This is a genomic window from Myxacorys sp., assembly GCF_059501405.1.
Genome location: NZ_JCACCM010000161.1, coordinates 41,488 through 66,958 on the forward strand (window position 1 = coordinate 41,488; position 25,471 = coordinate 66,958).

Sequence of the window (25,471 nt, forward strand, 5' to 3'; positions counted from 1 at the left end):
TCCGATTTCCAATGCCTCTACCTGAAGCGAGCCAATTTCAATTTACGTCTGACCTGAAAATTTGCCGGGTTCTCAACGGAATGTGGCAAGTGTCAGGAGCGCATGGTGGAATCGATCGGCGCAAAGCGATCGCGGCGATGTTTGACTACATTGATGCTGGATTTACAACGTGGGATTTAGCCGATCACTATGGTCCTGCAGAAGATTTTATGGGCGAATTTCGCAAACAATTGATCAACGATCGTGGAGAAGATGCAGTTTCTCAGATCCAAGCCTTTACAAAATGGGTTCCTCGTCCGGGTCGAATGACCCAAAAGATCGTTGAGGACAATATTAATATTTCACTGCGACGAATGGGAGTGGAAACGTTAGATTTAGTACAATTTCATTGGTGGGATTATCAAGATAAAAATTATTTAGAAGCGCTGAAGCATATGACTGATCTTCAGCAAGAAGGAAAAATTAAACATTTGGCGTTGACTAATTTTGATACTGATCATCTTGAAACTATTGTCAACTCTGGTATTAAAATTATTTCTAATCAAGTTCAATTCTCAATCATTGACCAACGCCCAAGCTCACGAATGGCAAAATTCTGTGAGAAAAACAACATTCACCTATTAGCCTACGGAACGGCAGCTGGTGGATTGTTGTCTGAGCGATTTCTAAAAATGCCAGAACCAGGAAACTCTGGATTAACAACGGCATCGCTTAGAAAGTATAAGAATATGATCACTAGATGGGGCAATTGGAATCTGTTTCAGCAATTACTAGAGATATTAGAACAGATTGCTAAGAAATATGGTGTGAGTCTCACAAATGTAGCCGTTCGATATGTTCTGGAACGTCCCACTGTAGCAGGCGCGATCGTAGGGGCACGGCTTGGTGTTTCAGAGCATATTGCAGACAACGCCAGAGTCTTTGGTTTTGCTTTGGATGAGGAGGATTATCGAAGAATTGCAGAAGTGACCTCGCGATCGCGCGATTTGCACAAAGTGATTGGCGACTGCGGCGACGAATACCGAGGTTAAAGAACAATTTGTCAAATTGTGTTGGAGTCCCTATTAGGGTTGCTGCTGGATTGGGATCTGAATCACAAATTCGGCTCCCTGTCCTGGTATAGAGTGACAGTACAACTGACCTTTGTGTTTTGCAGCCACAATCTGATAGCTAATGGACATTCCCATGCCCGTGCCTTTACCGACTGGTTTTGTGGTGAAAAAAGGGTCAAAGACCCGTTGTTGAATCTGTTCTGGAATGCCCAGCCCGTTATCAGCAATGCGGATAGCGATCTGATTGTCGGGTAATACTGCTGTTGTGATCTTAATAGTACTGGGATACTGTATTTGTTGGTCAAGCGATCGTTCTTGATCCCGTTCGTCTAGAGCATCGATCGCATTTACCAGGACGTTCATCAACACCTGATTGAGTTGTCCAACATAGCATTCTACAAAGGGCAACTTTCCGTAATCCTTCAGCACAGAAATTTCAGAATGATTGGATCGGGTCTTCAGCCGATTTTGCAGAATCATTAACGTACTTTCAATTCCCTCATGGATATCAACCTCTTTCATTTCCGCTTCATCTAAGCGAGAGAAGTTACGCAATGACAAAACAATCTTTTGGATACGTGCTGCGCCTACCCTCATGGACATCAGCAGTTTAGGTAAATCTTCAATTAGAAAATCAAGGTCAATGGCTGTGGCTACTGCTTCAATCGCTGGAGCAGGATGAGGATAATGCTGCTGATATAGCTGAAGCAAGTGCATTAAGTCTTGGACATAGTCAGCCGCGTGAGGTAGATTGCCATAGATAAAATTCACGGGGTTATTGATTTCATGGGCAACACCCGCCACTAACTGACCCAAACTTGCCATCTTTTCAGTTTGAATAATTTGGGCCTGATTTTGGCGCAATTGTTTCAAGGCTTGACCAAACTGCTGTGCCTGCGCAGCCGACGCCTCTATTAACGCGTGGTTCTTTGCCTCACTTTCTTCCAGTTTTTCTGCTAGTTGTTTGCGTTCAGCTTCGACTTGATGGCGTTGAGCGATCGCCTGTCGTAGCTTATTCTGATGCACTGTCAGTTCATGCATCAATTCTTGAGTGAGATTTTGCCAACAGGCTTCTCGATCCTCCGTGTGTTGACACGCGAGAATGTCAAAGCTGAGTGACCCAGCATTTTCTGTGTAATCTTCTGTAAAAATCATTTTGATATTTCTCAAGCAACAGCTACTTCGTCATCGATCAAGTAAGCGCCGTGAGCCGCTGGGTCAAAGCCCTCTGGAAATAGAGTTGTTTCCGTGTAGAGTGCTCGCTCCAAAATTGCCTCATCTAAATTGGTGCTGCGGAGGTCAGCACCACTTAAATTGGTTGCCCGCAAGTTTACCTGTGCCAGGATCGTCAACCGCAACTCGGCGTTCCGTAAGTTCGCCCCTTCTAGATTTGCCTGCCGCAAGTTACTATTTCTGAAGCGAGCTTGGCTCAAATCCACGCTACTGAGGTCAGCACCAGACAGATCTAGACCATCCAGATAAGCCTCACAAAATTGAGTTCCGTTGAACACCGTCCCCTGCAAGAGAGTGTCATTTAGTCTTGCATGGGTCAAATTTGCCCAGCTTAGATTTGCTTTAGCCAGATTTGTTGAGCGCAAGTTACTGTCGCGTAGATCAGCAGCACAGAGATTACTGCCTTCTAAGTCGGCTTGCCGCAAATTTGCTCCTGCCAAGTTAGCACCACTCAGCTGACCACCTCTGAGCGTTGCTTTCGCCAAGAAAGCTCCTCTCAAATCGGCTTTTGTCAAATCAGCAGCCGTTAAATTTCCCGTTCCTAACTTGACAAATCTCAAGTCAACACAGCGCAAAAAAGCCTGGCTCAAATTAGCTTGGGTTAAGTTGGCTCTGCTCAGAGTGGCTGAAGCAAGATAGGCGAAGGGTAGATTTGCCTCTGTTAGAGTCGCAGCGACCAAACTGATCTCTGCCAAAGCAGCACCTATCAAATTAATCCGAGCAAGATTGGCCCCATTAAAGTTTCTTTCTCCTAACAAATACTGTTGAAGAAACTCGTGGTCTTGCATAGTTCATAACTGGAATCATCCAGCACCTCTACGTTGATGCTAGAGTGCCCCGTGAGTTGATATCCATACAAAGCTATAAAATTCTATACGAAAATCAAAGAAAATACATGACATCTGTAGCACTGCTCCTAACCTAGCTAGAGATGGTTAAAGCATAAAACGTCTGTTCAGCACAGTTCGATAGCCTTTTTTCTCTACACCTAGAGATATTTATCTACTGATCTCAATCATTACTATCATGACCGATGTTAAATCCATTGTTGCGATCGCAGCCACTTCCCCACTCCTGTGGGTCGGCGCAATTGAATATTTTTACTGAAGTCTGACACAGTCTTCTGTAGCTCCGCTGTTGTAAAACAATACCCTAACCGATGAGATACGCTCAAAAATTCTTCGGGTGATTTAGCCGCTTCAAATTTCTCGCGGAGGGACTGATTATGAGCCACCGCTTTCAAAAACCGATCCGCACTTTCTAACGACATCTTGATTTCTTCCTCCCAATTCTTAAAGTCCGCTCTTTAAGCTTTAGTCAAAAGCTGTGCAGGAGGGCAACTTGACCTGCGTAATTTTTTCGACTTCTAGCCAAAGCAGAGACTGACTCTGGTAGGGGAATACCACTAGTCTTTATGAAAGAATTATTTTTTGAACTACATACAAAATACTACTTTTGTCCGTACTTTAGGGAGAAATTGAAGTAATTTCACCGAAAATTAGCACTTTTTGACTAATTTTTGACTAATTACTGACGATGGTAAAGAGCCTCATGGCGATGTACCGAACCCTAGTACTGACTGAGGCAAGATATTTGCGATCGCAAGACAGTTTCCCCTTTGAATTGAGTTATCGCAAGGCTTACCTTGAATCTAGGAATATCAACCTATACTCTACTGATGCCGTGAATTAGTACGCCGATCTGGATACAAACGATTTTTCTGGAAGAACTCTGAAGTCTGTCTATCTTGAGCGTTACCTAAAGGTGGAGCAATTTTGAGAATTTCTCTAGGTGATGATTCTCGCCAACGCTGTAGCAATCGGACTTCTCGCTCAAACTGAGCCTGCCCTCTTCTAAAAAAATCTTGCGAGTTTGTAGGAGTACTATCACGAGTAATGCGTTGTAATTGCTCAGAGGTAAAACTCGGCAGAGAAGACGCATTCGCTGGAGAAAAGAAGTTAGCAAAAATTGCAATCAGGGCAACACTCTGAAAAATCACAGTCCTTAACGGTAACATAGGTGCTTCTCCTAGAGATGGCACAGATTACAGGACTTACGCATTGGCAACAGATCTGATAGCAAATATAGCTCCCTGGTTCCAACTAGATTGTTAACCTGTTATATCGGCTATAGCGATTTCCATTCCCATGAGGTACGCTCTAGCCCCTTTTCCATTCAGGATGTACCTCACTTGATCGAAAAAGGCTGTATATCGGCAGGCGAAGCCTCTTCTGAAGGTATCCGCAATCCGCTGCCAACCAGAAACCTCTGCGTAGCTCCTAAGATTAGAAACATTACCTTTAGGCTATCGCGTTTCATGTAGATTCGATAAAGTAAGACAGTAAGCTTATCAAACCGTCAGAGTTTTCCGCCCCTTGTTTCAAAAATCCTCTCTGCACATTCACCTCAGTTTCGATGGATTAGAGTCTGCCCACGCCGCTTATATTGAGATGGGGAATGGAGCGCCATTGCTGATGTTGCATGGCTTCATGGGAGATGGAAGTTGCTGGATGCCACTAATGCATCAGCTTCAAGATCAGTATCGCTGCATTGGTCTTGATCTATTGGGATTTGGAGACTCAACAAAACCTCTGATTCAATACAACATTGCTAAAGAAGTTGAATTTGTGCAGCAGGTGGTAGAAGCGTTGCAGTTGGAAAGTTTTTATCTTTTAGGACATTCATTCGGCGGCTGGGTTGCGTCTGCTTATGCGTTACAGTATCCAACATCTGTAAAAGGTCTGATCTTAGCGGCTCCAGCCGGAATTCGGGATGACAGCTTTGCTGGGCGCTATGACCATTTGCGTCCATTGCTCTGGCAAACCCCGATCGTCGATTGGGCACTCCAGCTTGTAAAACCCATCGCTCAAGGGTTGAGGCAAGAAAAACCACTGGCACAGATTGCCTGGTTTCGACAGCAACTCAACGCCCAACCTGCGGCACGATCATTCCTCGTCAATCGCCTGCGCCCTGAAGATGCGATCGACACCGTTGAGAAAGAAATTCATCGTCTCTCTGTCCCCACACTAGTAATTACTGGCGATCAAGACGATACGATTCCGCTTTGGCATAGCCAAACCTACGCTGAGAAAGTTCCTCAAGCGGAACTCGTTGTGTTACCTTATGCCAGTCATGCACTGCCTCAAGATCATGCGCCGGAGCTTGCAAACCTAATTCGGCAGCGTATGGTTGCGTATTAAGTCATTGGTTTGGGAAGCCTAAACGAATAGCACTCACTAACTTAGCGTCGCCGCCTAAGTACAGGGGGTCTAGTTTAGAAAAAGCGCTTACTGATGGCCGCAAAGCGTTAGCTTCTTTATAAAGTTCCGGTTCAGTGAGAGGATTTCAGTATCAAATTTGAATAAATTCTTTTTCCTGAGTTTAAGTTCTCAGATTGATAAGCCCATCCCTAAATAGAGGCAGGTTTAGGCAATCTTCAAGGTTGCACCTTCAATAAATGCTCTACCTGCTCCAATCCTCACCTCATAAGCGGCATGGCAAACATCCTTCAACACTTGGAAGCAGAGAGTCCCAAAGAGCCAAGTGTGGCGACCGAACCCTACACTAGTGAGAGCCAGTTTGATCCAACCGCTAGAGAATCAAACTGGCTCTTGCAAACGGTGGTTGAGAATTTGAACGATGGGGTAGTGATCACGGACGTGCAAGAGCGTGTGCAGTTTGTTAATTCTCGGATGGCGAAGCTAGTCGGGTGTTCGACGGCTGAAATGGTGGGAAAACCCGCAGAACAGTTTTTTTCAGCGATCGAAGGGTGGCTAGATTTTCAGGGAGATGACCCTAACAAATCGCGACAGTTTTATGGGTGGAAGGAAGGACAACTCAAGCGAAAAGACGGCAGGAAGTTTTGGGCTGAAGTCAATTCGACGCTGTTGTGTAATAGCAACGGTGAACCAGTTGGAACGCTGATTGCCGTGAAAGATATTACCGAACGAAAGTGGTTAGAGGAGTATCTTCGACTTTTAGAATCAGTGGTGGTGAATGCCAACGAAATCGTGATGATTTCTCAGGCAGAACCAACCAACGATCCGCTTAGTCTCAGAATTGTTTATGTCAACGATGCGTTTTCTCGCGCCACGGGTCACAGTTCTGGCGAAATCATCGGTAAATCTGCTCAAATTCTGCTCGGAGAGGACACAGGAGCCTCCGAACTTGAGCTGATTCGTACATCCTTACTCAATCATGAAGCAGTCAGGGCAGAAGTGATTCTCTACCGTCGAAATGGCTCGCATTTTTGGGTGGACGTCAACATGGTTCCGATTCGCAACGAGCAAGGGCAAGTGACGCACTTTGTCTCTGTGATGCGAGAAGTCACAGAACGCAAGTTGGCGGAAGAACAACTTCGTCGCAATGCGTTTCATGACCCCCTCACCGGATTGCCCAATCGACTCTTGTTTATGGAGCGGCTAACGCAAACCATTAACCGGGCAAAGCAAGATAGCAACTACCAGTTCGCGGTGCTGTTTTTGGATCTCGATCGCTTCAAAGTCATTAATGACAGTTTGGGGCATATGATCGGCGATCAGCTTTTAGTTGCGATCGCGCGTCGTCTAGAAGCTTGTGTGTCTGCCCAAGATACCGTTGCACGGCTCGGCGGCGACGAATTTACAATTCTGCTCGAAAACATTCGGAATGAAAGGGACGCGATCAAAGTTGCTGAGCGCGTCCAGCAAGCCCTCTCCCATCCCTTTGCGCTGAGCGGGCATGAAGTCTTTACCTCTGCCAGCATTGGCATTACCCTCAGCACAACCAATTTTGAGCGTCCAGAAGATCTGCTGCGCGGCTCAGACATTGCGATGTATCGGGCAAAAGCTCAGGGCAAAGCCTGCCATGAAGTCTTTGACACCGATATGCACACGCATGTGGTGGCGCTAATGCAGTTGGAAAATGATTTGCGAAAAGCGATCGAGCATCAGGACTTTGAGTTGTACTATCAGCCGATCGTGGCGTTGGCCACTGGAAAGATTATGGGCTTTGAGGCGTTAGTCCGGTGGCAGCATACGGAACAGGGTCTAATTTCACCCGCTAAGTTTGTACCGATCGCAGAAGAAACTGGGCTAATCGTCCCCCTCGGACAATGGGTGTTGCGCGAAGCCTGCCGTCAGCTTAAAGAATGGCAAGATGTATTCCCCCACGATGCTTTAACTGTCAGTGTTAACCTCTCCGGTCGCCAATTTTCGCAGCCAAATTTGATTAGTCAAATTAAGCAAACGTTACTGGACACAGGGCTAAACGCCCATAGTTTGAAGCTAGAAATTACAGAAAGCGCCATCATGGAGAACCCTGAATCGGCAATGGACATGCTACTTCAACTCAAAGCCATGGGCATTCAGCTATCGGTCGATGACTTTGGAACGGGCTACTCCTCGCTGGGCTATCTGTACCGATTTCCAATGGATCTTTTGAAGATCGATCAATCGTTCATTAGCCGAGTGGATGCGGATGGAGAAAAATTAGAGCTCGTCCGCACCATTATCACCTTGGCATGGAACTTGGGGATGGATGTTGTGGCGGAAGGCGTAGAAACAACTAAGCAACTCGCGCAACTAAAAGCCCTCAAGTGTGAATATGCTCAGGGGTTTCTCTTCTCGAAGCCATTGCCCAAAACAGAGGCGGCAGCGCTGATTGCAAAACCAAATCCCTTCTTTCAGCTTGCACAAGTCCTGCCTACGACCGGGCGTTTACCTGAAAATATCTAGTTGCTGTGTTGGGTTATTGTCGTGGTGGCGAGTTGGCTCACTTCGTTTCCCTTTCCGCAGCCCGAGCGCAATCTTGCTGTGCTTCTCGATTTGATTCATGACCTGACGGGCGCGATCGATCACGGAGGACGGCAACCCAGCGAGGCGTCCTGCTTCGATGCCGTAAGAGCGATCGGCTCCTCCAGGCTGGACTTTATGCAGAAAGATAATTTGGTCGGGCATCTCTTTCACGGTCACCTGAAAGTTTGCCACGTTGGGCAGGATTGAGGCGAGTTCGTTCAGTTCGTGATAGTGAGTGGCGAAAATCGTGCGGGCGCGGATTTCAGTCGCCAAGTGCTCGGCGACGGCCCACGCGATCGAGAGCCCATCAAACGTGGCGGTTCCGCGACCGATCTCATCGAGCAACACCAGCGATCGCGGCGTGGCGTGATTTAGAATATTCGCGGTTTCGTTCATCTCGACCATAAACGTCGATTGTCCGGTAGCGAGGTCATCGACGGCTCCGACGCGGGTGAAGATGCGATCGCAAATGCCTAACTTCGCAGAGTGAGCTGGAACGAAGCTGCCAACCTGTGCCATCAGTTGAATCAGTCCAATTTGACGCAAATAACAGCTTTTGCCGCTGGCATTGGGTCCGGTGAGGACGATCAGATCGGGATGGGGAGCGATGGCATTGCTGCCCAACTCAGCCGAGTTTGGCACAAAAAATCCAGCGGGTAAGGATTGCTCGACGACGGGATGGCGACCTTCTGCGATCGCAATTTCTCGACCTGCGAGAATTTTCGGACAGCAGTAGCCCCGGTAGACGGCAACCTCAGCTAGACCTGCCAGCGCATCTACCGCCGCTACCGCATGAGCGACCGACCGAATCAGTTCTGCCTGTTCTCCGACTTCAGTTCGCAATCCCACAAAAACGTCGTACTCTAATTCGCCTAGTTCTTTGCGGGCATTCAGAATGCGGCTTTCGCGTTCTTTCAGTTCTGCGGTGATAAAGCGTTCTTCGTTGGTCAAGGTTTGCTTGCGCTCGTATTCGGGCGGAACCTGATCGGCTTTGGCACGAGAAATGCTGATGAAATAGCCAAAGGTTTTGCTATATCCCACTTTTAGAGTTGGAATGCCTGTGCGATCGCGCTCTAAAACTTCGAGATCGGCAAGCCATTTTTCATCTGCCGTGGCTTGATGGCGCATGTCATCCAACTGAGGCACAACGCCTAAACGAATTAAACCGCCTTCTTTTATCGCCAAAGGTGGACGCTCGACCAGATGAGCGTGGAGGCGATTTCCGAGGGTTTCTAGAAGGGGTGGAACGTTTTGTAGCGCTTTCAAGTACGGCGATCGCGCCTCTTTAACCAGCCGACTCAACTGAGGAAGTTTACTGATCGAATCTGCTAAAGCCACCAAATCACGAGGATTTGCGGTTCCCGATCCAGCACGACCTGCTAACCGTTCAAGGTCATAGATCTGCCTCAGTAATTGTTGCAGATCTTCTCGCAGGATCCCATCTTCAATGAGTTCTTTAATTGTGCTTTGCCTAGCTTGAATTTCGGAAATATCTAATAACGGTTGTAGCAACCATCGCCGCAACGCTCGACTTCCCATTGGCGTTATTGTTTTATCTAACGCCCATAACAGCGATCCATGAAATGTTCCATCTCGCACTGTCTGCATGATTTCTAAGTTACGTCGAGATTGATTATCTAGCGTTAAATATTCTGTTAGCGTATATGTGCAAATGGGCTGAAGCGGGACTTGTTGAGTGACAAACTGTTTCTTCTGACTTGAGATTGCGCGCTCTGATGTGCTTTCTAGATACTCTAACAATCCACCTGCTGCACGAACCGCTAGAGGAAGATGTTCACAGCCCATTCCTTCTAGCGATCGCACTCGAAACCGTTGTAGCAGTCGTTGCCGCGCTTCAACTTGAGAAAAGGGAGACTGCGATCGCAACGTATAGCAAAATTGAGTCGGCAAACAATCGGGCAACTGGCTTGACTTCTCCCCCGGTCGCAGCAGTCCACCTAGATCGGGTGCATTGGTTGGGAAAAGAACTTCTGCGGGCTGGAGACGTGTAATTTCGTGATTGAGCTGATCGAGCCCCGTGGATTGGGTGGTGAGAAATTCTCCGGTGGAAATGTCAGCGTAGGCAAGCCCCCAGTGATGACCCGCAATCACCACAGCCGCTAAAAAATTATTGCGCCGCGCATTTAGCATTCCTTCTTCGAGAATCGTTCCGGGCGTAATCACACGAGTAATTTCCCGCCGCACTAATCCCTGCGCTTCGGCGGGATCTTCGACCTGATCGCACACCGCGATCGCGTAGCCTTTCTCAACCAACTGCGCGGAATAGCGATCGAGCGCGTGATGGGGAATGCCCGATAAGGGAACACGCCCCACATCTTTGCCGCCATCTTTGGAGGTGAGAACAATCTCTAACTCGCGTGAAATGACGATCGCATCTTGAAAAAAGGTTTCGTAAAAGTCGCCCACTCGATAGAGCAAGAGCGCATGGGGATATTGGTCTTTGATATCTGCGTAGTGACGCATCATCGGGGTGAGAGCGTCTCGGTTGACGGCTCGATGATCGGCATAGCGCACCGCATGTTTGACGAGGCGATCGGGAACGCCGTGGGTCGAGTCTGGTTCTGGAGGAGAGACGGTCATGCCGAATCAATCAGTACGGGTCTACTAGACTGTAGCGCATGGAGATGGGCAGTTGGGAGCGTCCAACTCACTCGTTTATCCTCTCACATCTGCGTTGTAATGATGAGAATGTATTTCACGTTAATTTCCAAATTCTATCCATTGAGTGATAGAAAAACGAGGAAAATTTCTACATGATGAGGGGGTTGATTGGTTACTAGTCTGCAACTCAAGTGTTATCAGATTCTGTAGAAAGCGACATCAGTCAGGATTGGTCGAAGGTCAAGAATGTTCTAGTCATGCGCTTAGACAATATCGGCGATGTGATTATGACCAGTCCAGCATTGCAGGCAATCAAAGAACATCTGCCTCACGCCCAACTGACGTTGATGGCAAGTCCTGGAGGATCTTTGGCAGCACCGTTATTGCCGTGGGTTGATCAGGTCTTGACAGCTCGTGTTCTGTGGCAGGATCTGGGGCGATTGGCGTTTGACCCGGCGCGAGAGTGGGACTTAGTTTCCAGCTTGAAAGCGGGTCAATTTGATGCTGCCATTATTTTTACAAGTTTCAATCAATCGCCCCATCCGCCTGCGTTGCTTTGCGCTCTCGCTGACATTCCGATTCGAGTGGGAGAATCGAAAGAAAAAGGCGGGGTGCTCACTCATGAAATCCCGTCTGCACCGGATGACATTCATCAAGTTGAACGGAATTTACGGTTGATCGAGTCGGTTGGGTTAGAGGTGCGCGATCGCACCCTCACGATTCAAATTCCTGACGCTGCAAACCAGTCTACTGCTCAGCTCCTGATCAACAACGAACTCACTCTTGATACACCATTTATGGTGCTGAATCCTTGGACAAGCTGTCAGTCTCGCAATTATGATGCCGAACGGTTTGCGCTCGCAGCCCGTCAACTCGCTAAAACCACAGGCTGGAAAATCTTGATCACTGGAGTTGAGAAAGACAGAGAACATAGCGGCGGTGTCACAGACATTCTAGGAGAGTGGGGCGTTGATTTGATTGGCAAAACCGATTTATCAGAACTCGCCGCCTTGATCGCCCACGCTCGATTGTTGCTCAGTAACAACACGTCTACCATGCACATTGCGGATGCAACTCGGACTCCAAGCGTCATTCTATTTGCCGGAACCGAGCTTGAATGCCAGTGGCAACCTCGCAGTTGCCAGTCTCATTTGTTGCGTCAGCCTACAGGCTGTAGCCCATGCTATGCGTTTACCTGTCCTTACAACTTAGAGTGCTTGGACATTGAGCCAGAAAGAGTTGTTAGTGCGGGATTGGATTTAATTAACAACAGATTCTCTATCGTAAAGTAGATTAGAAACTTAAACAATTTCAGCATGATAAACAAATCATAAATGAGTACGTAAGGCATGGCTCGAATCGCACTTATTGCAGGAACCTATGCTCCCGATCGCTGTGGAGTTGCTCACTACACGGCTCACCTTAGAACTGTGTTAGCTCAGCGAGGCATTGAAACCTTTGTATTGACCACTCACGCAGTCGCAGGCAATGAGCCAACGATTTTAGGGGCTGTTGAAGACTGGAATGTAAGCAACTTAATCTCCCTGACTCAAGCGATTCATCGGACAAAAGCAGATATTCTACACATTCAACACGCGGCTGGAACCTACGGTTTTGATCGCTCGATTTTTCTATTGCCATTGCTCCTAAAACAAACGGGCTGGAATCGTCCGATTGTGACCACGATTCACGAATACGGTTGGTGGGAATGGCAGCCAAAGTGGATATCGCAGCCATTGTTAGAACGGATAAAGGATTGGGGACAGCAACGGTACTGGTGGGATCGAGAAGACGGATTTTTGCTCACTAGAAGCAACGCCATAATCACAACAAATGAGCAAGCAACGCAAACTATTGATCGGCGTCTCCCATTGCTAATGCACAAGGTTCATCAAATTCCGATTGGTGCAAACATTGAGGTTGCTTCTAGCGGTTCCTCCGGAGTTGCGCCTGGCGCTAATCGCGGTGTGGCCAGAAAAATGCTACTTCAAACTTGTGGTTGGTCACAGGATTCGGTTGTGCTTGCGTTCTTTGGCTTTTTGCATCCTGTAAAAGGGTTAGAAACGTTGCTTCAAGCGTTTAAAGCCGTGGTTCAAAAACAGCCTCAAGCTCGACTGATTTTAATCGGCGGGGTTGAGAGTTTGGCGTTGAGAGGCGAGGAAGCACAACAGTATTGGCAAAAGTTGGAAGCTGAAATTGCATCGCTCAATCTGACATCTTATGTTCACATGACGGGGTATCTCGATAGCAGAACTGCATCTCACTATCTCACAGGTTCAGACATCGGCGTACTGCCGTTTCATCATGGCGTCACGCTCAAAAGCGGATCGCTGTTAGCATTGATGGCGCATGGATTACCTATCGTTGCCACCCACTCAAATGATTCTGAGTTGTCAACCTTGGTTGAGCAAGTCGCGCCGCGCCAGGTGGATGACCTTGCGATCGCGCTCACTCAACTCATCGCAAATCCCACAAGAGCAAATGACCTAGCTCAGCAAGGACGTCACTTCAGCCACAACTTCACTTGGGACAGCATTGCCGATGCACACTTAGAGATTTATCGATCGGTTTCTCCTGCTATTTCAACCAACATGCGTGAAGAGATTGCTATTTATGGATAAACATCCTCTTCATGTTGTTGTCTATACTGATTCTGCTGGCATTGGCGGAGCGGAAATTAGTCTGGGCCATTTAGTGGCCACAGCCTCAGAGGATATCCAATTTACGATCACTGGTGTTTCTTCAGTTGTTGTCGATGCAATTGCAAGTCGCCGTTCTAGTGCTAGAAGAGTTGTTCTATCTGATAATCCTTTCTCTCATCTAGCTACTTTCTATTCATTACAACCCGATATTATTCATATTAATCTTTGTACTCCCTGGGCGTGTCATGCTGCATTAGCCGCTGCGTTAGGATTACCCTATACTCGCGTGATTCGAGTCGATCAACTTCCGCTTAGAACAACCGATGCGATCGCGCTTTGGAAAACCCGTTTTTTATCCCTCAGAGTCGATGCTCATGTCGCGGTGGGAGAGGCGAGTTGTCGTCGTATGGAAGACTTCTACGCTTTGGGTCGAAACTCGGTCATCTCGATTCCAAATGGCGTTCCTGACTGTGGAGAAGTGAAGGAACATTCTACAGATCAATCAATCACAAACAAATCAATCATCGTAGGTAGCGTTGGCAGATTAGACGCGATGAAAGCCCATGAAATTTTACTGAAGGCGATCGCACAGGTCGAACAGACAAAAGTCGTAATCCTGGGAGAAGGAGACGAACGACACTATTTAGAAGCATTAGCAGACAAGTTGAGCATTCGCGATCGCGTCCATCTCCCCGGCTGGGTCGAGCATCCTCAGTCATATTTATCCACCTTCGATGTCGTCGCACTGCCATCGCGCTCAGAAGGCTTTCCCTTAGCGATGGTGGAAGCGATGTTAGCTGCCCGTCCCGTTGTGGCTACCCGCGTTGGCAGTATACCAGAAGCGATTCTCGACGGTAAGACCGGACTGCTGATCGAGAAAAATGACGTTGACGGATTAGCGATCGCTCTGCAACGCCTCAGAGACAACCCGGCGCTTAGAATTCAGCTTGGTCAAGCGGCACGAGACATGGCATTGGCTAACTTCACTGTTGAGGCCATGACTCAACGCTATGAACGGCTCTGGCAAGACGTAATGACGCGATCGCGCTCCTCCCGCCTTTGGGTTCCGCGACCTCGTGATTGATCGTGTAGGGATTTACGCTCAGGGATTAGCACTCACTTGAGCAGGCTTTTGCAGCGTTGAAAAGGCCATCTCTGCTAAAAGTTGGTGAGTCTTTGTCGTCGGATGAATGCCATCCCAAAATAGAAATTCACTCGGTTTGCAGGCTGTGTTGTTGAGACAGGAATTCGTCACATTTTTTAGGCCAAATTTGCTGGGAGTTGCGATCGCAGTTTGATACAAACGACTCACATCCAACGCAAAAATTTGAGTCCCGTTGCCTAATTTCTGATTGAGCGCTTCGAGAGATCGCGACAGCGTTGCATTATGTGACTGTGACAAACTACTCAAGGATTTTGCGGAAGACGTGTTGCGTGTAGCTGGAAGAATTCCTAAATCTGGCAAATTCGCTACTAAAAATCGTTTTGCACCCGTTTTAGATAGTGATTCGATTGCTGTTGTTATGTTGTCAACAACACGTGTCGGATTCGTTGCATCACCTCCTAAATAATCGTTCGCACCGCCCCAAATCACATACAGCGCTTTTGGATCACCCTGGGGGTTAGTTTTGACAAAATTTTGAATTTGAACTAAAACGCCAGGTATTCCATTTTCACGAGCATTTGCTGTTGTTGCACCACCATAAGCAAAATTGTTAGTCTGCTCAGCGCTCAATCCCAACTTAGCCGCCAATTGTTCAACCCAAACTCGACCATTCGAGTAGCGTCCCTGAAAGTAGGGTGGCGTGGGTGGATATGTGCCCTCGGTTACACGAAACACATTTCCCGAATCAGAAAGACTATCCCCAAAAACATAAAGCTGATTGATCTGGGAATTGCTAGGAGAAGTGACTTGCATTACCTTAGGCTGAGAAGTTTGAGATTGGGTGGTCTGACACGACGCCATCAGTCCTGTCAAAGCAACAGCTAAAAATGAAAGCCGCATAAGAATTTTCTTCACGTAGATTCCTTGGTTTTACAGACATCAGTGTATAGAAATTGGTAAGTAAGCACACTGTCTTTAGTCGTAACATTTCTTTGGAGCCGTTACTCCCTCGAAACTGTCTAGGACGCTACTTAATGGCTACCCATCTGTTAAAAAGACCACAATCAACTCAGAAACAATTTATAAGCTGGATTTTGACTTTCATTCCAATAGCGATATCCTAACGTATCTAGAAAGGCTTGCCACTCTTCCATTTCATGAGGCGGAACTTGAGTTCCAATCACAATTCGTCCGTAGTCTGCGCCGTGATTGCGATAGTGAAATAAACTGATATTCCAATCAGGACTCATACAATTGAGGAATTTAATTAGCGCACCAGGACGCTCAGGAAATTCAAACCGATACAGCAATTCATTATGAGCCAGCGGCGATCGCCCACCTACCATATGTCTTAAATGCAATTTCGCTAACTCATCATCGGTTAAGTCAATGGTTTTAAATCCATGAGCTTCAAACGTTGTGGCAATGTGAGTCGCATCGGCGCGGTCTTGAATTTGCACACCGACAAAGATATGCGCATCACGCTCGTCTGCAATGCGATAGTTAAACTCGGTTAAACCACGTCTGCCAATGCAATCGCAAAACTTGCGTAAGCTGCCTCGTTCTTCGGGAATAGTGACAGCAAAAATGGCTTCTCGACGTTCTCCGAGTTCAGCGCGTTCTGCTACAAACCGGAGTCGATCAAAGTTCATGTTTGCACCGCACGCGATGGCGATCAAGGTTTGATTCTGAATTTGCTCTCGTTCCACGTAGGATTTTGCAGCCGCGATCGCAAGCGCGCCTGCTGGTTCTAATATCGATCGCGTGTCTTCAAACACATCTTTAATGGCAGCACAAATTCCATCTGTGTCGATCAGCATCACTTCATCCACATACTGCTGGCAGAGGCGGAACGTTTCGACGCCGACTTCTCGCACCGCGACTCCATCCGCAAACAAACCGACTTGCGGCAATCTAATGCGGTGTCCTGCTTGCAACGATTGATACATCGCATCTGCATCAACTGGCTCAACGCCAATGATTTTGATTTCAGGACGCAAGCGCTTGACATAAGCCGCAATTCCAGAAATCAATCCGCCTCCACCAATGGCAACGAAAATTGCATGGATTGGTTGTTGGCACTGTCGCAACAGTTCCATGCCAATGGTTCCTTGTCCGGCAATCACATCGGGGTCATCAAAGGGATGAATAAACGTCAGTCCTTTTTCTGCTTCTAGCTGACGAGCATAAGCGTATGCATCATCATACGTGTCGCCGTGTAAGACAACTTCTCCGCCACGGGCTCTCACCGCATCAATCTTCACTTGCGGCGTGGTGAGTGGCATGACAATAATTGCCGTGGTTTTTAACCGCTTTGCCCCCAACGCCACGCCTTGAGCATGATTGCCCGCCGACGCCGCAATTACGCCTTGCTTCAGAATATCCGATGGAAGCTGCGCCATTTTGTTGTAGGCACCCCGCAACTTAAACGAAAAGACAGACTGCATATCTTCTCGCTTGAGCAGCAGCTTGTTGTTAAGCCGCGTGGACAAATTGGGTGCATAGTCTAACGCCGTTTCTTGAGCGACATCGTACACACGGGCAGTCAGAATTCGTTCGAGATAGTCGGAGTGCATGGCGTCAATAAGGTGGAGTAAACCCAGGAGAAGACCCTATTTTACCTGACTCGCTTGGCTCCACTCGCTTGGCTTCTTAGAGGAAGCGCTTAGTGTCGGTGCGATTCACCTTAGGAAGCTCCGCAGGATCGACGTCGCAAAACCAATCAATCAGCTTACGCGCAATGCTCAGCTTCGGTGGAATCTTGGGCAGGGCTGATTTGTGAAACCACGCCGCCGCTTCTAACTCTTGGGGATCAAGCCTTAGTTCACCCCCTGCATACGCCGCCGTAAATCCAATCATGAGGGAATTGGGAAATGGCCAAGGCTGCGACCCAAAGTAGCGGATATCTCGAACGGTAATGCCTGCCTCTTCGTACACTTCTCGCACGATCGTTTCTTCTAACGATTCTCCAGGTTCGACAAATCCCGCTAAAACGCTATACATTTCAGCGGAAAATCGGGGAGCGCGTGCTAACAAAATTTCTTCACCGCGATGAATAAGCACAATCACCGCAGGTGATAACCGGGGATAGCTAACGAGACCGCAGTTTGGACACCGTTTCGATCGCTCGTGAGGTGATTGCGTAGTCGGAGTTGCACAATGCCCACAGAATTGGTGAGTGCGATCCCACTCCATAATTTGAATGGCGCGACCCGCGATCGCAAACAGATCATCGTCTAACTGTCCATACACCTCGCGCAGTCCTTCAAAGCGCATTCCCACGGGTGCCGTTGTCTCTGGCGCTAATTCGGCGGAGTAGCAAGGTTGATCATCCAACATGCCTAAAAACTGCGTGCGGATAGGCTCTAATCCAATCTCAGCAAGGCTGTGAGCGTGAGGCAACTGGATTTCTGTCTCTAATTCCTCTACCAGTAGCTGATTGTTTAGATAGGCGAACCAGCAGGCCGATCGCGACTCTTGAGGAGAAACAGTACTGGGAACGAAACTGCGAGACATGCCAATAGTTGATGGGTCGCTTCTATCCTATCGCAGTCAAATCATTGGTTTTGTTGCAACCAAACTGTTGCAAAAGGTAGATACTCATAGACGATCGTCTCCAGCACCTTCAAGCAGAGGTGTTCATTAAGTTGGCTCAGTGAACACCTTTAATCTGCATTAATTAATAGGAACGAAGGATACCGCGTAGTTCTCCAGCACGATTCTTCTTGGTGTGGATATCGACATAGAGCATACCGTTAGATAGCGCTTGCTGTTGCTCACTGGTTAACGTGTATTCACCAGCAAATCTACCACCCATGCCACTTTCATTGGGGTTGACGGTTAACGCATATTGAAACGGACCATTTTTTGTTGATTCGCCTCGGTGGATGTGTACGGCAGACGTGATGTTGGGATTAGCAGGACTGACCGGATCGGTTGCATAGTCGCGAAGAGGACTCGATAGGTTACTGAAATCTCCCCGCATCACTAAGCGATCGCCGACTAACACCGCTCCGGCTGCCCCAAAAGCAGCATTCGAGGGTTTGGTTGGCACAACGGCATCTTTCGTGAGGACTGCCACATACCGTGTCATTGTCTGGGTCGGCATCATTTGAGCTGGCATCATTTGAGCTGGCCTGTCTTGAGCCGGCATGTCTTGAGCTGGTGTCATCTGAGCAGTTATGACAGATTCTGCTTGCTGTAGATTCGATAGCAATTGTTGATTGAGCCAATCAGGAGATTGTGCAATTTGAGAACTAAACGACGGAGATGAGAGACCGATGATAGCGACACAAGTAACCAGAGCAAAAAGGAAATTGACTAGAACCCGTTTATTTTTTTTCATGGCTTTTGGTTTGAGTGCATTGGCCTAGCCAGTAGTACGGGCAACTGAATCACTTAGATTCACTTTGTCTAAGTATTCAGTACAACCAGCGATAAATTCGGTTCAGAAAATCGTCAAAGTAGACACGCCTCGGGCAACGCTTTGCAAAGAGGCTTACTTTCGAGATCCAACGGTTACTGCTGCACTGTACGCTGTACAGCAAGAACTGGGCTTAGAGTACTCTTCGAGGAAGCTGCAAGCCTAAGTTGTCCGGGTTGGACAGCTTAGGCTTGTACGACTTTAACCATAAGTTGAACATTGTTTGAACCATAAGTTGAGCAAAGATGGGAGAAAAAGCTGATCCCACCATGCTGTCTTAACCTTAGGTCTTCCAAGTTTTTAATCATAAGTTGAACGACAGTACAAAGATAGAGGCATAAACTGAACAAAATTTTGTAAACAAAACTTTATGATTGGTCGATTCTTATTCTTCACCATTAAGAATTATAAAGATCATGGTGCTGGTAAAGATGTAACTGCAACCCTAGGTTGTCCAAGCGTAAAACTTCAGTTAGCTCTAGTTTCTTCGTGTTCAAAAAAGCAGCATTCAAAAGGGCAATTCTCTTTGCCCTTTTGTTAACTGGAATCTTCACCTTTGCCACGATCTCAGAGGCACGTCGCCCAGTTCTGCATCCATAATCCACCTCACGAACCCAAAATGTCTCTGGACAATTCGACTATTATGCACTGACGCTTTCTTGGTCGCCCGACTGTTGTGCGGCAAAGAGCAGCAGTGATCCGCAATCTTTACAGTCCCGTAAACCGGAATAGGCTCTCTGCAACCCCTCCCTATGAACGGTAGGATGTCTGCGGAAAATGCTTCCTTCTGATAGTGTTGTCATGAAACTTGAGCCAATTCGCCTGTGTGCTGCTTGCTATGTAGAAGTACCTTGTCATCAAATTAGATGGCAGTTCAAGGAAACGCAGGGCGGCGATCGCCATAAAATGATGCTTTCGTCAGAATGCCCTATGTGCAAAGCACGGTTCAAGATCCCATCCTTGTGGAGTGAGAGCTTATGCCACAGATGTTTTACCCCTTTGGGGAAGCTAAAAAAGTTTCAGAAAACGTGGGTTTCAGAGGAGCTAATTTAGAAGATCATCAGTAAAAGTAACGAAGCTGTTTAGAACAGACGGATATTGAACATTAAGGTAGTCCCAACTGATACCTTCAGTTATACCTATTGCAGCAATCAAATAAGAAAGTTTATAACAAGCTAGTTCGAGATCGTACCCCCGAGATTATCCATGCAGCAGGGAGACAATGTGCGACAGACGTGTGGTTATTGGATGATTTGAGAAAGATTCGCGATCGGCGAGGTTGGCAGAAGTACTTGGAAGAACACTATGCAGAATTAAAGGGGCATCGAGTAGTTTGGCAGAAGGATGCTGACCCATATTGCATAAAGCTAGCGCGTTCTATGATGCGGACAAGACAGGGAGAACGAAAAGCTAGGGATTGAAGAGGCTGGATTTAGCTGGAGCAGCAGCCAAGTTAAACAAATCTACGTAATTTACCATTTTCTCTGAAGAGTTTGGATAATTAACGATTAAGTGTCCAGCGGAGCGAAAGTAGGAGAACGCTTGTGTTTGAGTTGGCTAAGTTGATTGACATGATTGTCGGGTTCGCAACTCCAGTCGTACAAGATAAGCTCCAGCGCAGTGAGCTTGTGATTAAGCTGTTGAAGCAACTGAACCTCGAGCCAGATCATCCGCCCGCTGATTTTACAGCCGTTTACCAATACACGCTGGTGGAATATGGTCTCGGCAAGCCAAGGGTAGTCTTGGAGATGTTCCGACACGCTGAAATTCAAGCCATTTTTCGCAAAGCACTGGATCAGAATAACCCAAGTCTGTTGCTCAAAGAAGGCGAGACGTTTCTCTCTGGAAACACGTTAGGCGATCAAATTCGAGAGCTAGGGATTGACGCGAGACAGGAGTTTTACCAGTTTGCGGCAGTATTTATCGAAGTTGCCAAACGCACCCGCACTCCGGCTGAAGTCTTAGCAAATCACAAGCTTGAGTCCTTGCACCGACAAATTGGCAGTATCCAGGAGCGATTGCATCGGCTGCCGACACTCGAAGCCCTGCGGACGGAGATGGCGCGATTAGCGGCTCAGAACTATCCGGCGTTGCCTGGAACTGGAACCATGAAAACTCCTGCATCGATTCAAGCAAGACAGTTTCAGGAAAGCCAGTGCCGAGCCTTCGCGCTTGCCCAGCAGATGAAAGGCTGGTTTGAAACCTTGGGATACCGATTTGAGTTGCATGAGGAATGGCAAGACGATTATTTTGAATGGATTATCGATATTCCGGTGCGGCGCGGGCGGTACGATCGCATCTTGGTGCGCGGCATTGATGGTGAAGCAGGATTAGGAGATATCAGGGCAGTGCGACAATCGGTTGAAGCACAACGAGCCGATGAAGGCTGGTTGGTAACAACACGGCGCATTAGTCGAGCAGCACGGGAGGAAGTTGAGAAAGAAGAGAATCACGACCTGGGTTGTTACACATTCGATGAACTGCTTGATCAAGATGCAGACTTTGGTGGCTATCTAGACTGGCTAGAATCAGAAATTCAGCGACGGGGCATTGAGCAAAAGTACATTCCACTGGCTTGCATCAAAGAAGAGGTTGATCCCGACACGAAGCAGCGCATCGGCGTGAGTCGCTATGACGATCGTGATGGTTGGATTGATGGCTATATTGATTTATGGCTAGATGACCCAGCAAAAGAACATATTTCGGTGTTAGGAGAGTTTGGCACAGGCAAAACCTGGTTTGCATTTCACTATGCGAGTCAAGCTCTCAAACGGTATCGAGAAGCTCAACAGCGTGGAGTCGAGCGCCCTCGATTACCGTTGGTAATTCCATTACGAGATTATGCTAAGGCGGTGAGCGTAGAGTCGCTGTTCTCAGAGTTCTTCTTCCGGAAGCATGAGGTGAGATCGCTGACTTATTCTGCGTTTGAACAACTCAATCGCATGGGCAAACTGCTGCTGATTTTTGACGGATTTGATGAAATGGCAGCGCGAGTCGATCGTCAAGAAATGATCAATAACTTCTGGGAACTCGCGAAGATCGTTGTGCCAGGAGCGAAAGTTATTCTTACCTGTCGAACAGAACATTTTCCAGAAGCGAGAGAAGGACGGGCACTCTTGAACGCTCAGTTACAGGCATCCGTCTCGAATTTAACTGGAGAAATGCCTCAGTTTGAGGTGCTAGAACTAGAAAAATTTGACGATGAGCAAATCCGACAGGTGATGTCGCTGCAAGCGGAATCTGACACTGTGGAACAGGTAATGAACAATCCGCAGCTTCTAGATTTAGCACGTCGTCCAGTAATGACGGAGTTGATTATAGAAGCGTTGCCCGATATTGAGGCAGGCAAACCTGTGGATATGTCACGGGTGTATTTGTATGCAGTGCGGCGCAAGATGGAGCGGGATATCAAGGAGGAGCGCACGTTCACGTCATTGGCAGAAAAGCTCTATTTTCTGTGTGAGTTGTCTTGGGAGATGTTGAGTAGTGATCGCATGAGTCTCAACTATCGAGAGTTTCCTGATCGCATTCGTCGCCTGTTTGGGTCGGTTGTTCAAGAGGAAAAAGACCTGGATCACTGGCATTACGACATGATGGGGCAGACGATGCTGATTCGGAATGCGGATGGTGACTATATGCCAGCGCATCGATCGTTGTTGGAGTTTTTTGTTGCCTATAAATTTGCAGCGCAGTTGGGAGCATTAGCTCCTGATTTTATAGAATTAGCACAAGCACAGTCTTGTTTAGATACAGGTGCAGAACCACAGGATTATAATTGGTCTGCTTACTTTCGCCGTGAATTAGATGAAAAAGGACTAAGTAAAGCGATCGCACCTTTGAATAGCTTTATCAGTGAAAAACTTGAGGAACTACAATCAAGCTTTGGAAAAGCTCCATTAGTAAAAGCTGTAATAGACTTATTAGTTCCAATGCTAGTCTCTACAGATCCCCTCATACAGATTCTAAGAAGAACCCAAGGTAGAACCCCTGAGCAAGTCCGATATGTTGGTGGAAATTCAGCGACATTGGCAGTGGAATTAAACAATTACGCGCTTGAGGGGCATGATCTCAATCAAGTAATAGTAATTGGTGCTAATTTTTCAAAATCCAGCTTACGCCATACTAATTTTACTGATGCGACCCTGATCGAATCTACTTTCACCAACGCTCTTAGTGAAAACTACTCGGTCGTGTGGAGCTCAGACGGAGAAGTTCTTGCAACAGGTGGTGGGGATGGATTAGTTACTTTGTGGAATACTGAAAGTGGAAAAAGGCTAAAGACTTTTGCAGGGCATACTAATTGGGTGCGTGGTGTTGCTTTTAGCACTACGAATGATTTGCTAGTAAGTTGCAGTGCTGATAAAACAATTCGGCTTTGGGATATTCAAACAGGGCAATGCTTGAAAACTCTTCAAGGGCACACTGGTCAAGTGACCTCTGTAGCTTTTAGTCCTGATAGGCAAGTTATCGTTAGTTCAAGTGCTGACAAAACATTAAGAGTCTGGAGCGTTGAGACTGGAGAATGCTTGCATATCCTTGAGGGGCACACAGACTGGGTTCGTGCTTTAACAATTAGCCCTTCAGCAGAGTTTGTTGCTAGTGCTTGCCGCGACCGTACAATACGACTGTGGAACATCAGAAGTGGACAATGTTTATATACATTAACAGAACATGGAGGTCCGGTTAATTCAGTAAAATTCAGCCCTTGTGGTTCTCTTTTGATCAGTGGTAGCGATGACTGCACTGTTAAGATTTGGCAAGTACACGATGGTCAATGTCTGAAAACGCTAGAAGGTCATACTGAATTAGTTTGGTCAGTTGCTTCTAGCTCATCAGGTAAATATATTGCTAGCTCGTGCAGCGACAGGCTAATTAGAATTTGGGATGCAAACAATTATCAATGCATCAAAGTTTTACGAGGTCATACAGGCTGGATTTCTGGTCTTGCCTTTAATCCAGTAAGAGACATTCTTGCTAGCGGAGGCTCAGATCAAACTATTAGAATTTGGGACTTGAATACCACAGAATGTACAAATATTTTGCAGGGATATACCAACAATATTAATGCTGTCGCATTTCACCCATTAGAATCAATGCTAGCTAGCTGTAGTTCTGATCACACAATAAGATTGTGGAATGCTAAGACTGGACAGCACTTAAAGACACTTCAGGGCCACAACAAATGGGTGAACTCTATTGCGTTTACCTCCAATGGAAAACACTTGGCTAGTGGAAGCTCTGACCACACAATTAAGCTTTGGGAAGTTCAAACTGGTGAGCTGACAAGAACAATGGAAGGACATACTCAACCAGTGCGCTCAGTCGCCTTTAGCCCGTCAGAAGAAACTTTAGCCAGCGGTGGTGAGGATGGATCAATTCGGCTTTGGAACATTCACAATAGCGAATGTTATAAGTTGTGGCAAGGACATGATGACCGGGTACTGTCTATTACCTTCCATCCAACAGGCAATTTTCTTGTCAGTGGTGGTAGTGATCATCTACTCAAGCTTTGGGACAAATATAGCGGTGAGTGTCTTTGCACCTTTGAGAGACATGATGAATGGGTGCGCGGTGTAGCAATTGATCCATCGGGAAATTTGATTGCTAGCTGTTGTTCTGATGGCACAATTCGTCTATGGGATATTCATACAGGGCGATGTTTGCATATTTTGCAAGGGCACACTGATTGGATTGATTCTGTTACTTTTAGCCCATCTGGCAAAATTCTTGCCAGTGGTTGTACTGATCACACTGTACGCCTGTGGGATGTTAGTAGTGGGCAATGCTTACGTATTTTGAGAGGGCACTTAAATCCTGCATTATCCGTTGCCTTTAGCATAGACGGTCAAACTTTAGCAACGGGTGGACGGGATGATGCTATCCGATTTTGGGATGTTGAGACGGGAGAATGTCTAAAGATAGTTCGAGATCGTCCCTACGAAGGTATGAACATTACAGGTGTGAAGGGGTTGACCGAAGTCGAGCAAGCCATACTAAAGGCATTAGGGGCAATTGAATATTAAAAACTTATGTTCAATCGCTTCCAGTATCCAATTTTCAATGCCTTTCTTTGTGGGTACTCTGTTGCTGGTAAACGTCCAAATGCTCCGCCTGTGCAGTGACCCGTAGCTGATGTGAATCGGTCGATCGCTCCCATAGTAGTACAGTGAATCAAACGGCAATCTCTGTCCTAGAATCCACTCCACTAAGCGATCGCAGTAATACTTGCCATTCTGGTTCTTCTCGCGTGTTGTGTTCTGATCACGACTTAAAGTTCAACCTATGGGTGAAGTCGTATAATTTTACAATCCCGCAAATCGGGAGATGCTTCACGAGTTATACAGCCGCAACACCAGCGGTATTGTTGCTTGAACTTTCAGTCCCGCAAACCGGGGGATGTTTCGTGAGCCTTTAGCATACTCAGAGCCAACCGTGACAAAATCTTAACCATGTCTTTGGCAAAGCTGATTCTAGGAAAGTTAAGATTCAGCCCTTAAAGCCAGGAATTATTGAACTTATTTATATCATGAGAAATGAGTAGAGCCTTGAGTCTTAAGCATTTTAATAGTTTTAGCAAACCTTCTGAAGATTTGGAACTTGCTGCAGTCTGCCACAAGTCT

Annotated in this window: 16 protein-coding genes; 7 read left to right on the plus strand and 9 right to left on the minus strand. The window is 47.0% G+C overall.

Translation table 11 applies throughout. The features are described from left to right. Nucleotides 1–11 precede the first annotated feature (11 nt). Nucleotides 12–1,031 carry an aldo/keto reductase gene (locus AC5I6P_RS22035; RefSeq protein WP_495695910.1) on the plus strand — a complete coding sequence of 340 codons (1,020 nt, stop codon included), beginning with the start codon at nt 12–14 and terminating at the stop codon, nt 1,029–1,031. Between the two features lie 33 nt (nt 1,032–1,064). Here the strand turns inward: AC5I6P_RS22035 and AC5I6P_RS22040 are convergent, their stop codons facing one another. The 4 genes from AC5I6P_RS22040 to AC5I6P_RS22055 form a co-directional block, all read right to left on the minus strand. Beyond that, on the minus strand, nt 1,065–2,207 hold the full coding sequence (locus tag AC5I6P_RS22040) for a sensor histidine kinase (RefSeq protein WP_495695911.1): 1,143 nt from the start codon (nt 2,205–2,207) through the stop codon (nt 1,065–1,067). 11 nt (nt 2,208–2,218) lie between these two features. Further along, the gene (locus tag AC5I6P_RS22045) at nt 2,219–3,073 is read right to left on the minus strand and encodes a pentapeptide repeat-containing protein (RefSeq protein WP_495695912.1); all 855 of its coding nucleotides are present in this window, start codon (nt 3,071–3,073) and stop codon (nt 2,219–2,221) included. 248 nt (nt 3,074–3,321) lie between these two features. Next, on the minus strand, nt 3,322–3,555 hold the full coding sequence (locus AC5I6P_RS22050; RefSeq protein WP_495695913.1) for a Nif11-like leader peptide family natural product precursor: 234 nt from the start codon (nt 3,553–3,555) through the stop codon (nt 3,322–3,324). A 402-nt stretch (nt 3,556–3,957) separates the two neighbouring features. After that, the gene (locus tag AC5I6P_RS22055; RefSeq protein ID WP_495695914.1) at nt 3,958–4,302 is read right to left on the minus strand and encodes a hypothetical protein; all 345 of its coding nucleotides are present in this window, start codon (nt 4,300–4,302) and stop codon (nt 3,958–3,960) included. A 358-nt stretch (nt 4,303–4,660) separates the two neighbouring features. Here AC5I6P_RS22055 and AC5I6P_RS22060 point away from each other — a divergent pair, with 358 nt between their 5' ends. Further along, nucleotides 4,661–5,485 (plus strand): alpha/beta fold hydrolase, encoded by an 825-nt coding sequence (locus AC5I6P_RS22060; protein WP_495695915.1) that lies wholly within the window; start codon nt 4,661–4,663, stop codon nt 5,483–5,485. A 294-nt stretch (nt 5,486–5,779) separates the two neighbouring features. Then, nucleotides 5,780–7,999 (plus strand): sensor domain-containing protein, encoded by a 2,220-nt coding sequence (locus AC5I6P_RS22065; RefSeq protein WP_495695916.1) that lies wholly within the window; start codon nt 5,780–5,782, stop codon nt 7,997–7,999. On the opposite strand, the gene mutS is transcribed toward AC5I6P_RS22065, so the two are convergent. Beyond that, on the minus strand, nt 7,982–10,660 hold the full coding sequence (mutS, locus tag AC5I6P_RS22070) for a DNA mismatch repair protein MutS (protein WP_495695917.1): 2,679 nt from the start codon (nt 10,658–10,660) through the stop codon (nt 7,982–7,984). The two genes, AC5I6P_RS22065 and mutS, sit on opposite strands and share 18 nt — an antisense overlap. Nucleotides 10,661–10,872: 212 nt before the next feature. Between mutS and AC5I6P_RS22075 the strand changes: the two genes are divergently transcribed. From AC5I6P_RS22075 to AC5I6P_RS22085, 3 genes are read left to right on the plus strand one after another with little or no spacing between them, the layout of a single operon-like run. Beyond that, complete coding sequence (locus AC5I6P_RS22075) at nt 10,873–11,973, plus strand: glycosyltransferase family 9 protein (protein WP_495695918.1); 1,101 nt, start codon at nt 10,873–10,875, stop codon at nt 11,971–11,973. A gap of 57 nt (nt 11,974–12,030) precedes the next feature. Then, nucleotides 12,031–13,302 carry a glycosyltransferase gene (locus AC5I6P_RS22080; RefSeq protein WP_495695919.1) on the plus strand — a complete coding sequence of 424 codons (1,272 nt, stop codon included), beginning with the start codon at nt 12,031–12,033 and terminating at the stop codon, nt 13,300–13,302. Then, a complete protein-coding gene (locus tag AC5I6P_RS22085; RefSeq protein WP_495695920.1) occupies nt 13,295–14,407 on the plus strand; it encodes a glycosyltransferase family 4 protein in 1,113 nt (370 codons plus the stop codon). The genes AC5I6P_RS22080 and AC5I6P_RS22085 overlap by 8 nt, the downstream gene beginning before the upstream one ends. 18 nt (nt 14,408–14,425) lie before the next feature. Here the strand turns inward: AC5I6P_RS22085 and AC5I6P_RS22090 are convergent, their stop codons facing one another. The 4 genes from AC5I6P_RS22090 to AC5I6P_RS22105 form a co-directional block, all read right to left on the minus strand. Beyond that, a complete protein-coding gene (locus AC5I6P_RS22090; protein ID WP_495695921.1) occupies nt 14,426–15,328 on the minus strand; it encodes an SGNH/GDSL hydrolase family protein in 903 nt (300 codons plus the stop codon). 164 nt (nt 15,329–15,492) lie between these two features. Then, the gene (gene ilvA, locus AC5I6P_RS22095) at nt 15,493–17,004 is read right to left on the minus strand and encodes a threonine ammonia-lyase, biosynthetic (protein WP_495695922.1); all 1,512 of its coding nucleotides are present in this window, start codon (nt 17,002–17,004) and stop codon (nt 15,493–15,495) included. 76 nt (nt 17,005–17,080) lie between these two features. Further along, nucleotides 17,081–17,944 (minus strand): NAD(+) diphosphatase, encoded by an 864-nt coding sequence (nudC, locus tag AC5I6P_RS22100; RefSeq protein WP_495695923.1) that lies wholly within the window; start codon nt 17,942–17,944, stop codon nt 17,081–17,083. A gap of 163 nt (nt 17,945–18,107) precedes the next feature. After that, nucleotides 18,108–18,599 (minus strand): CHRD domain-containing protein, encoded by a 492-nt coding sequence (locus AC5I6P_RS22105; RefSeq protein ID WP_495695924.1) that lies wholly within the window; start codon nt 18,597–18,599, stop codon nt 18,108–18,110. Between the two features lie 1,796 nt (nt 18,600–20,395). On the opposite strand from AC5I6P_RS22105, the gene AC5I6P_RS22110 reads away from it, so the two are divergent. Next, on the plus strand, nt 20,396–24,874 hold the full coding sequence (locus tag AC5I6P_RS22110; protein WP_495695925.1) for an NACHT and WD40 repeat domain-containing protein: 4,479 nt from the start codon (nt 20,396–20,398) through the stop codon (nt 24,872–24,874). Nucleotides 24,875–25,471: the final 597 nt, after the last annotated feature.

Excerpts from the sequence above, each read along its gene's own strand:
- AC5I6P_RS22045 (WP_495695912.1), bottom strand. The coding sequence starts at position 3,073 with ATGCAAGACCACGAGTTTCTTCAACAGTATTTGTTAGGAGAAAGAAAC.
- ilvA (WP_495695922.1), bottom strand. The coding sequence starts at position 17,004 with ATGCACTCCGACTATCTCGAACGAATTCTGACTGCCCGTGTGTACGAT.
- AC5I6P_RS22080 (WP_495695919.1), top strand. The coding sequence starts at position 12,031 with ATGGCTCGAATCGCACTTATTGCAGGAACCTATGCTCCCGATCGCTGT.
- AC5I6P_RS22035 (WP_495695910.1), top strand. The coding sequence starts at position 12 with ATGCCTCTACCTGAAGCGAGCCAATTTCAATTTACGTCTGACCTGAAA.
- AC5I6P_RS22040 (WP_495695911.1), bottom strand. The coding sequence starts at position 2,207 with ATGATTTTTACAGAAGATTACACAGAAAATGCTGGGTCACTCAGCTTT.
- mutS (WP_495695917.1), bottom strand. The coding sequence starts at position 10,660 with ATGACCGTCTCTCCTCCAGAACCAGACTCGACCCACGGCGTTCCCGAT.
- AC5I6P_RS22050 (WP_495695913.1), bottom strand. The coding sequence starts at position 3,555 with ATGTCGTTAGAAAGTGCGGATCGGTTTTTGAAAGCGGTGGCTCATAAT.
- AC5I6P_RS22090 (WP_495695921.1), bottom strand. The coding sequence starts at position 15,328 with ATGCGGCTTTCATTTTTAGCTGTTGCTTTGACAGGACTGATGGCGTCG.
- nudC (WP_495695923.1), bottom strand. The coding sequence starts at position 17,944 with ATGTCTCGCAGTTTCGTTCCCAGTACTGTTTCTCCTCAAGAGTCGCGA.
- AC5I6P_RS22055 (WP_495695914.1), bottom strand. The coding sequence starts at position 4,302 with ATGTTACCGTTAAGGACTGTGATTTTTCAGAGTGTTGCCCTGATTGCA.
- AC5I6P_RS22065 (WP_495695916.1), top strand. The coding sequence starts at position 5,780 with ATGGCAAACATCCTTCAACACTTGGAAGCAGAGAGTCCCAAAGAGCCA.
- AC5I6P_RS22105 (WP_495695924.1), bottom strand. The coding sequence starts at position 18,599 with ATGACACCAGCTCAAGACATGCCGGCTCAAGACAGGCCAGCTCAAATG.
- AC5I6P_RS22085 (WP_495695920.1), top strand. The coding sequence starts at position 13,295 with ATGGATAAACATCCTCTTCATGTTGTTGTCTATACTGATTCTGCTGGC.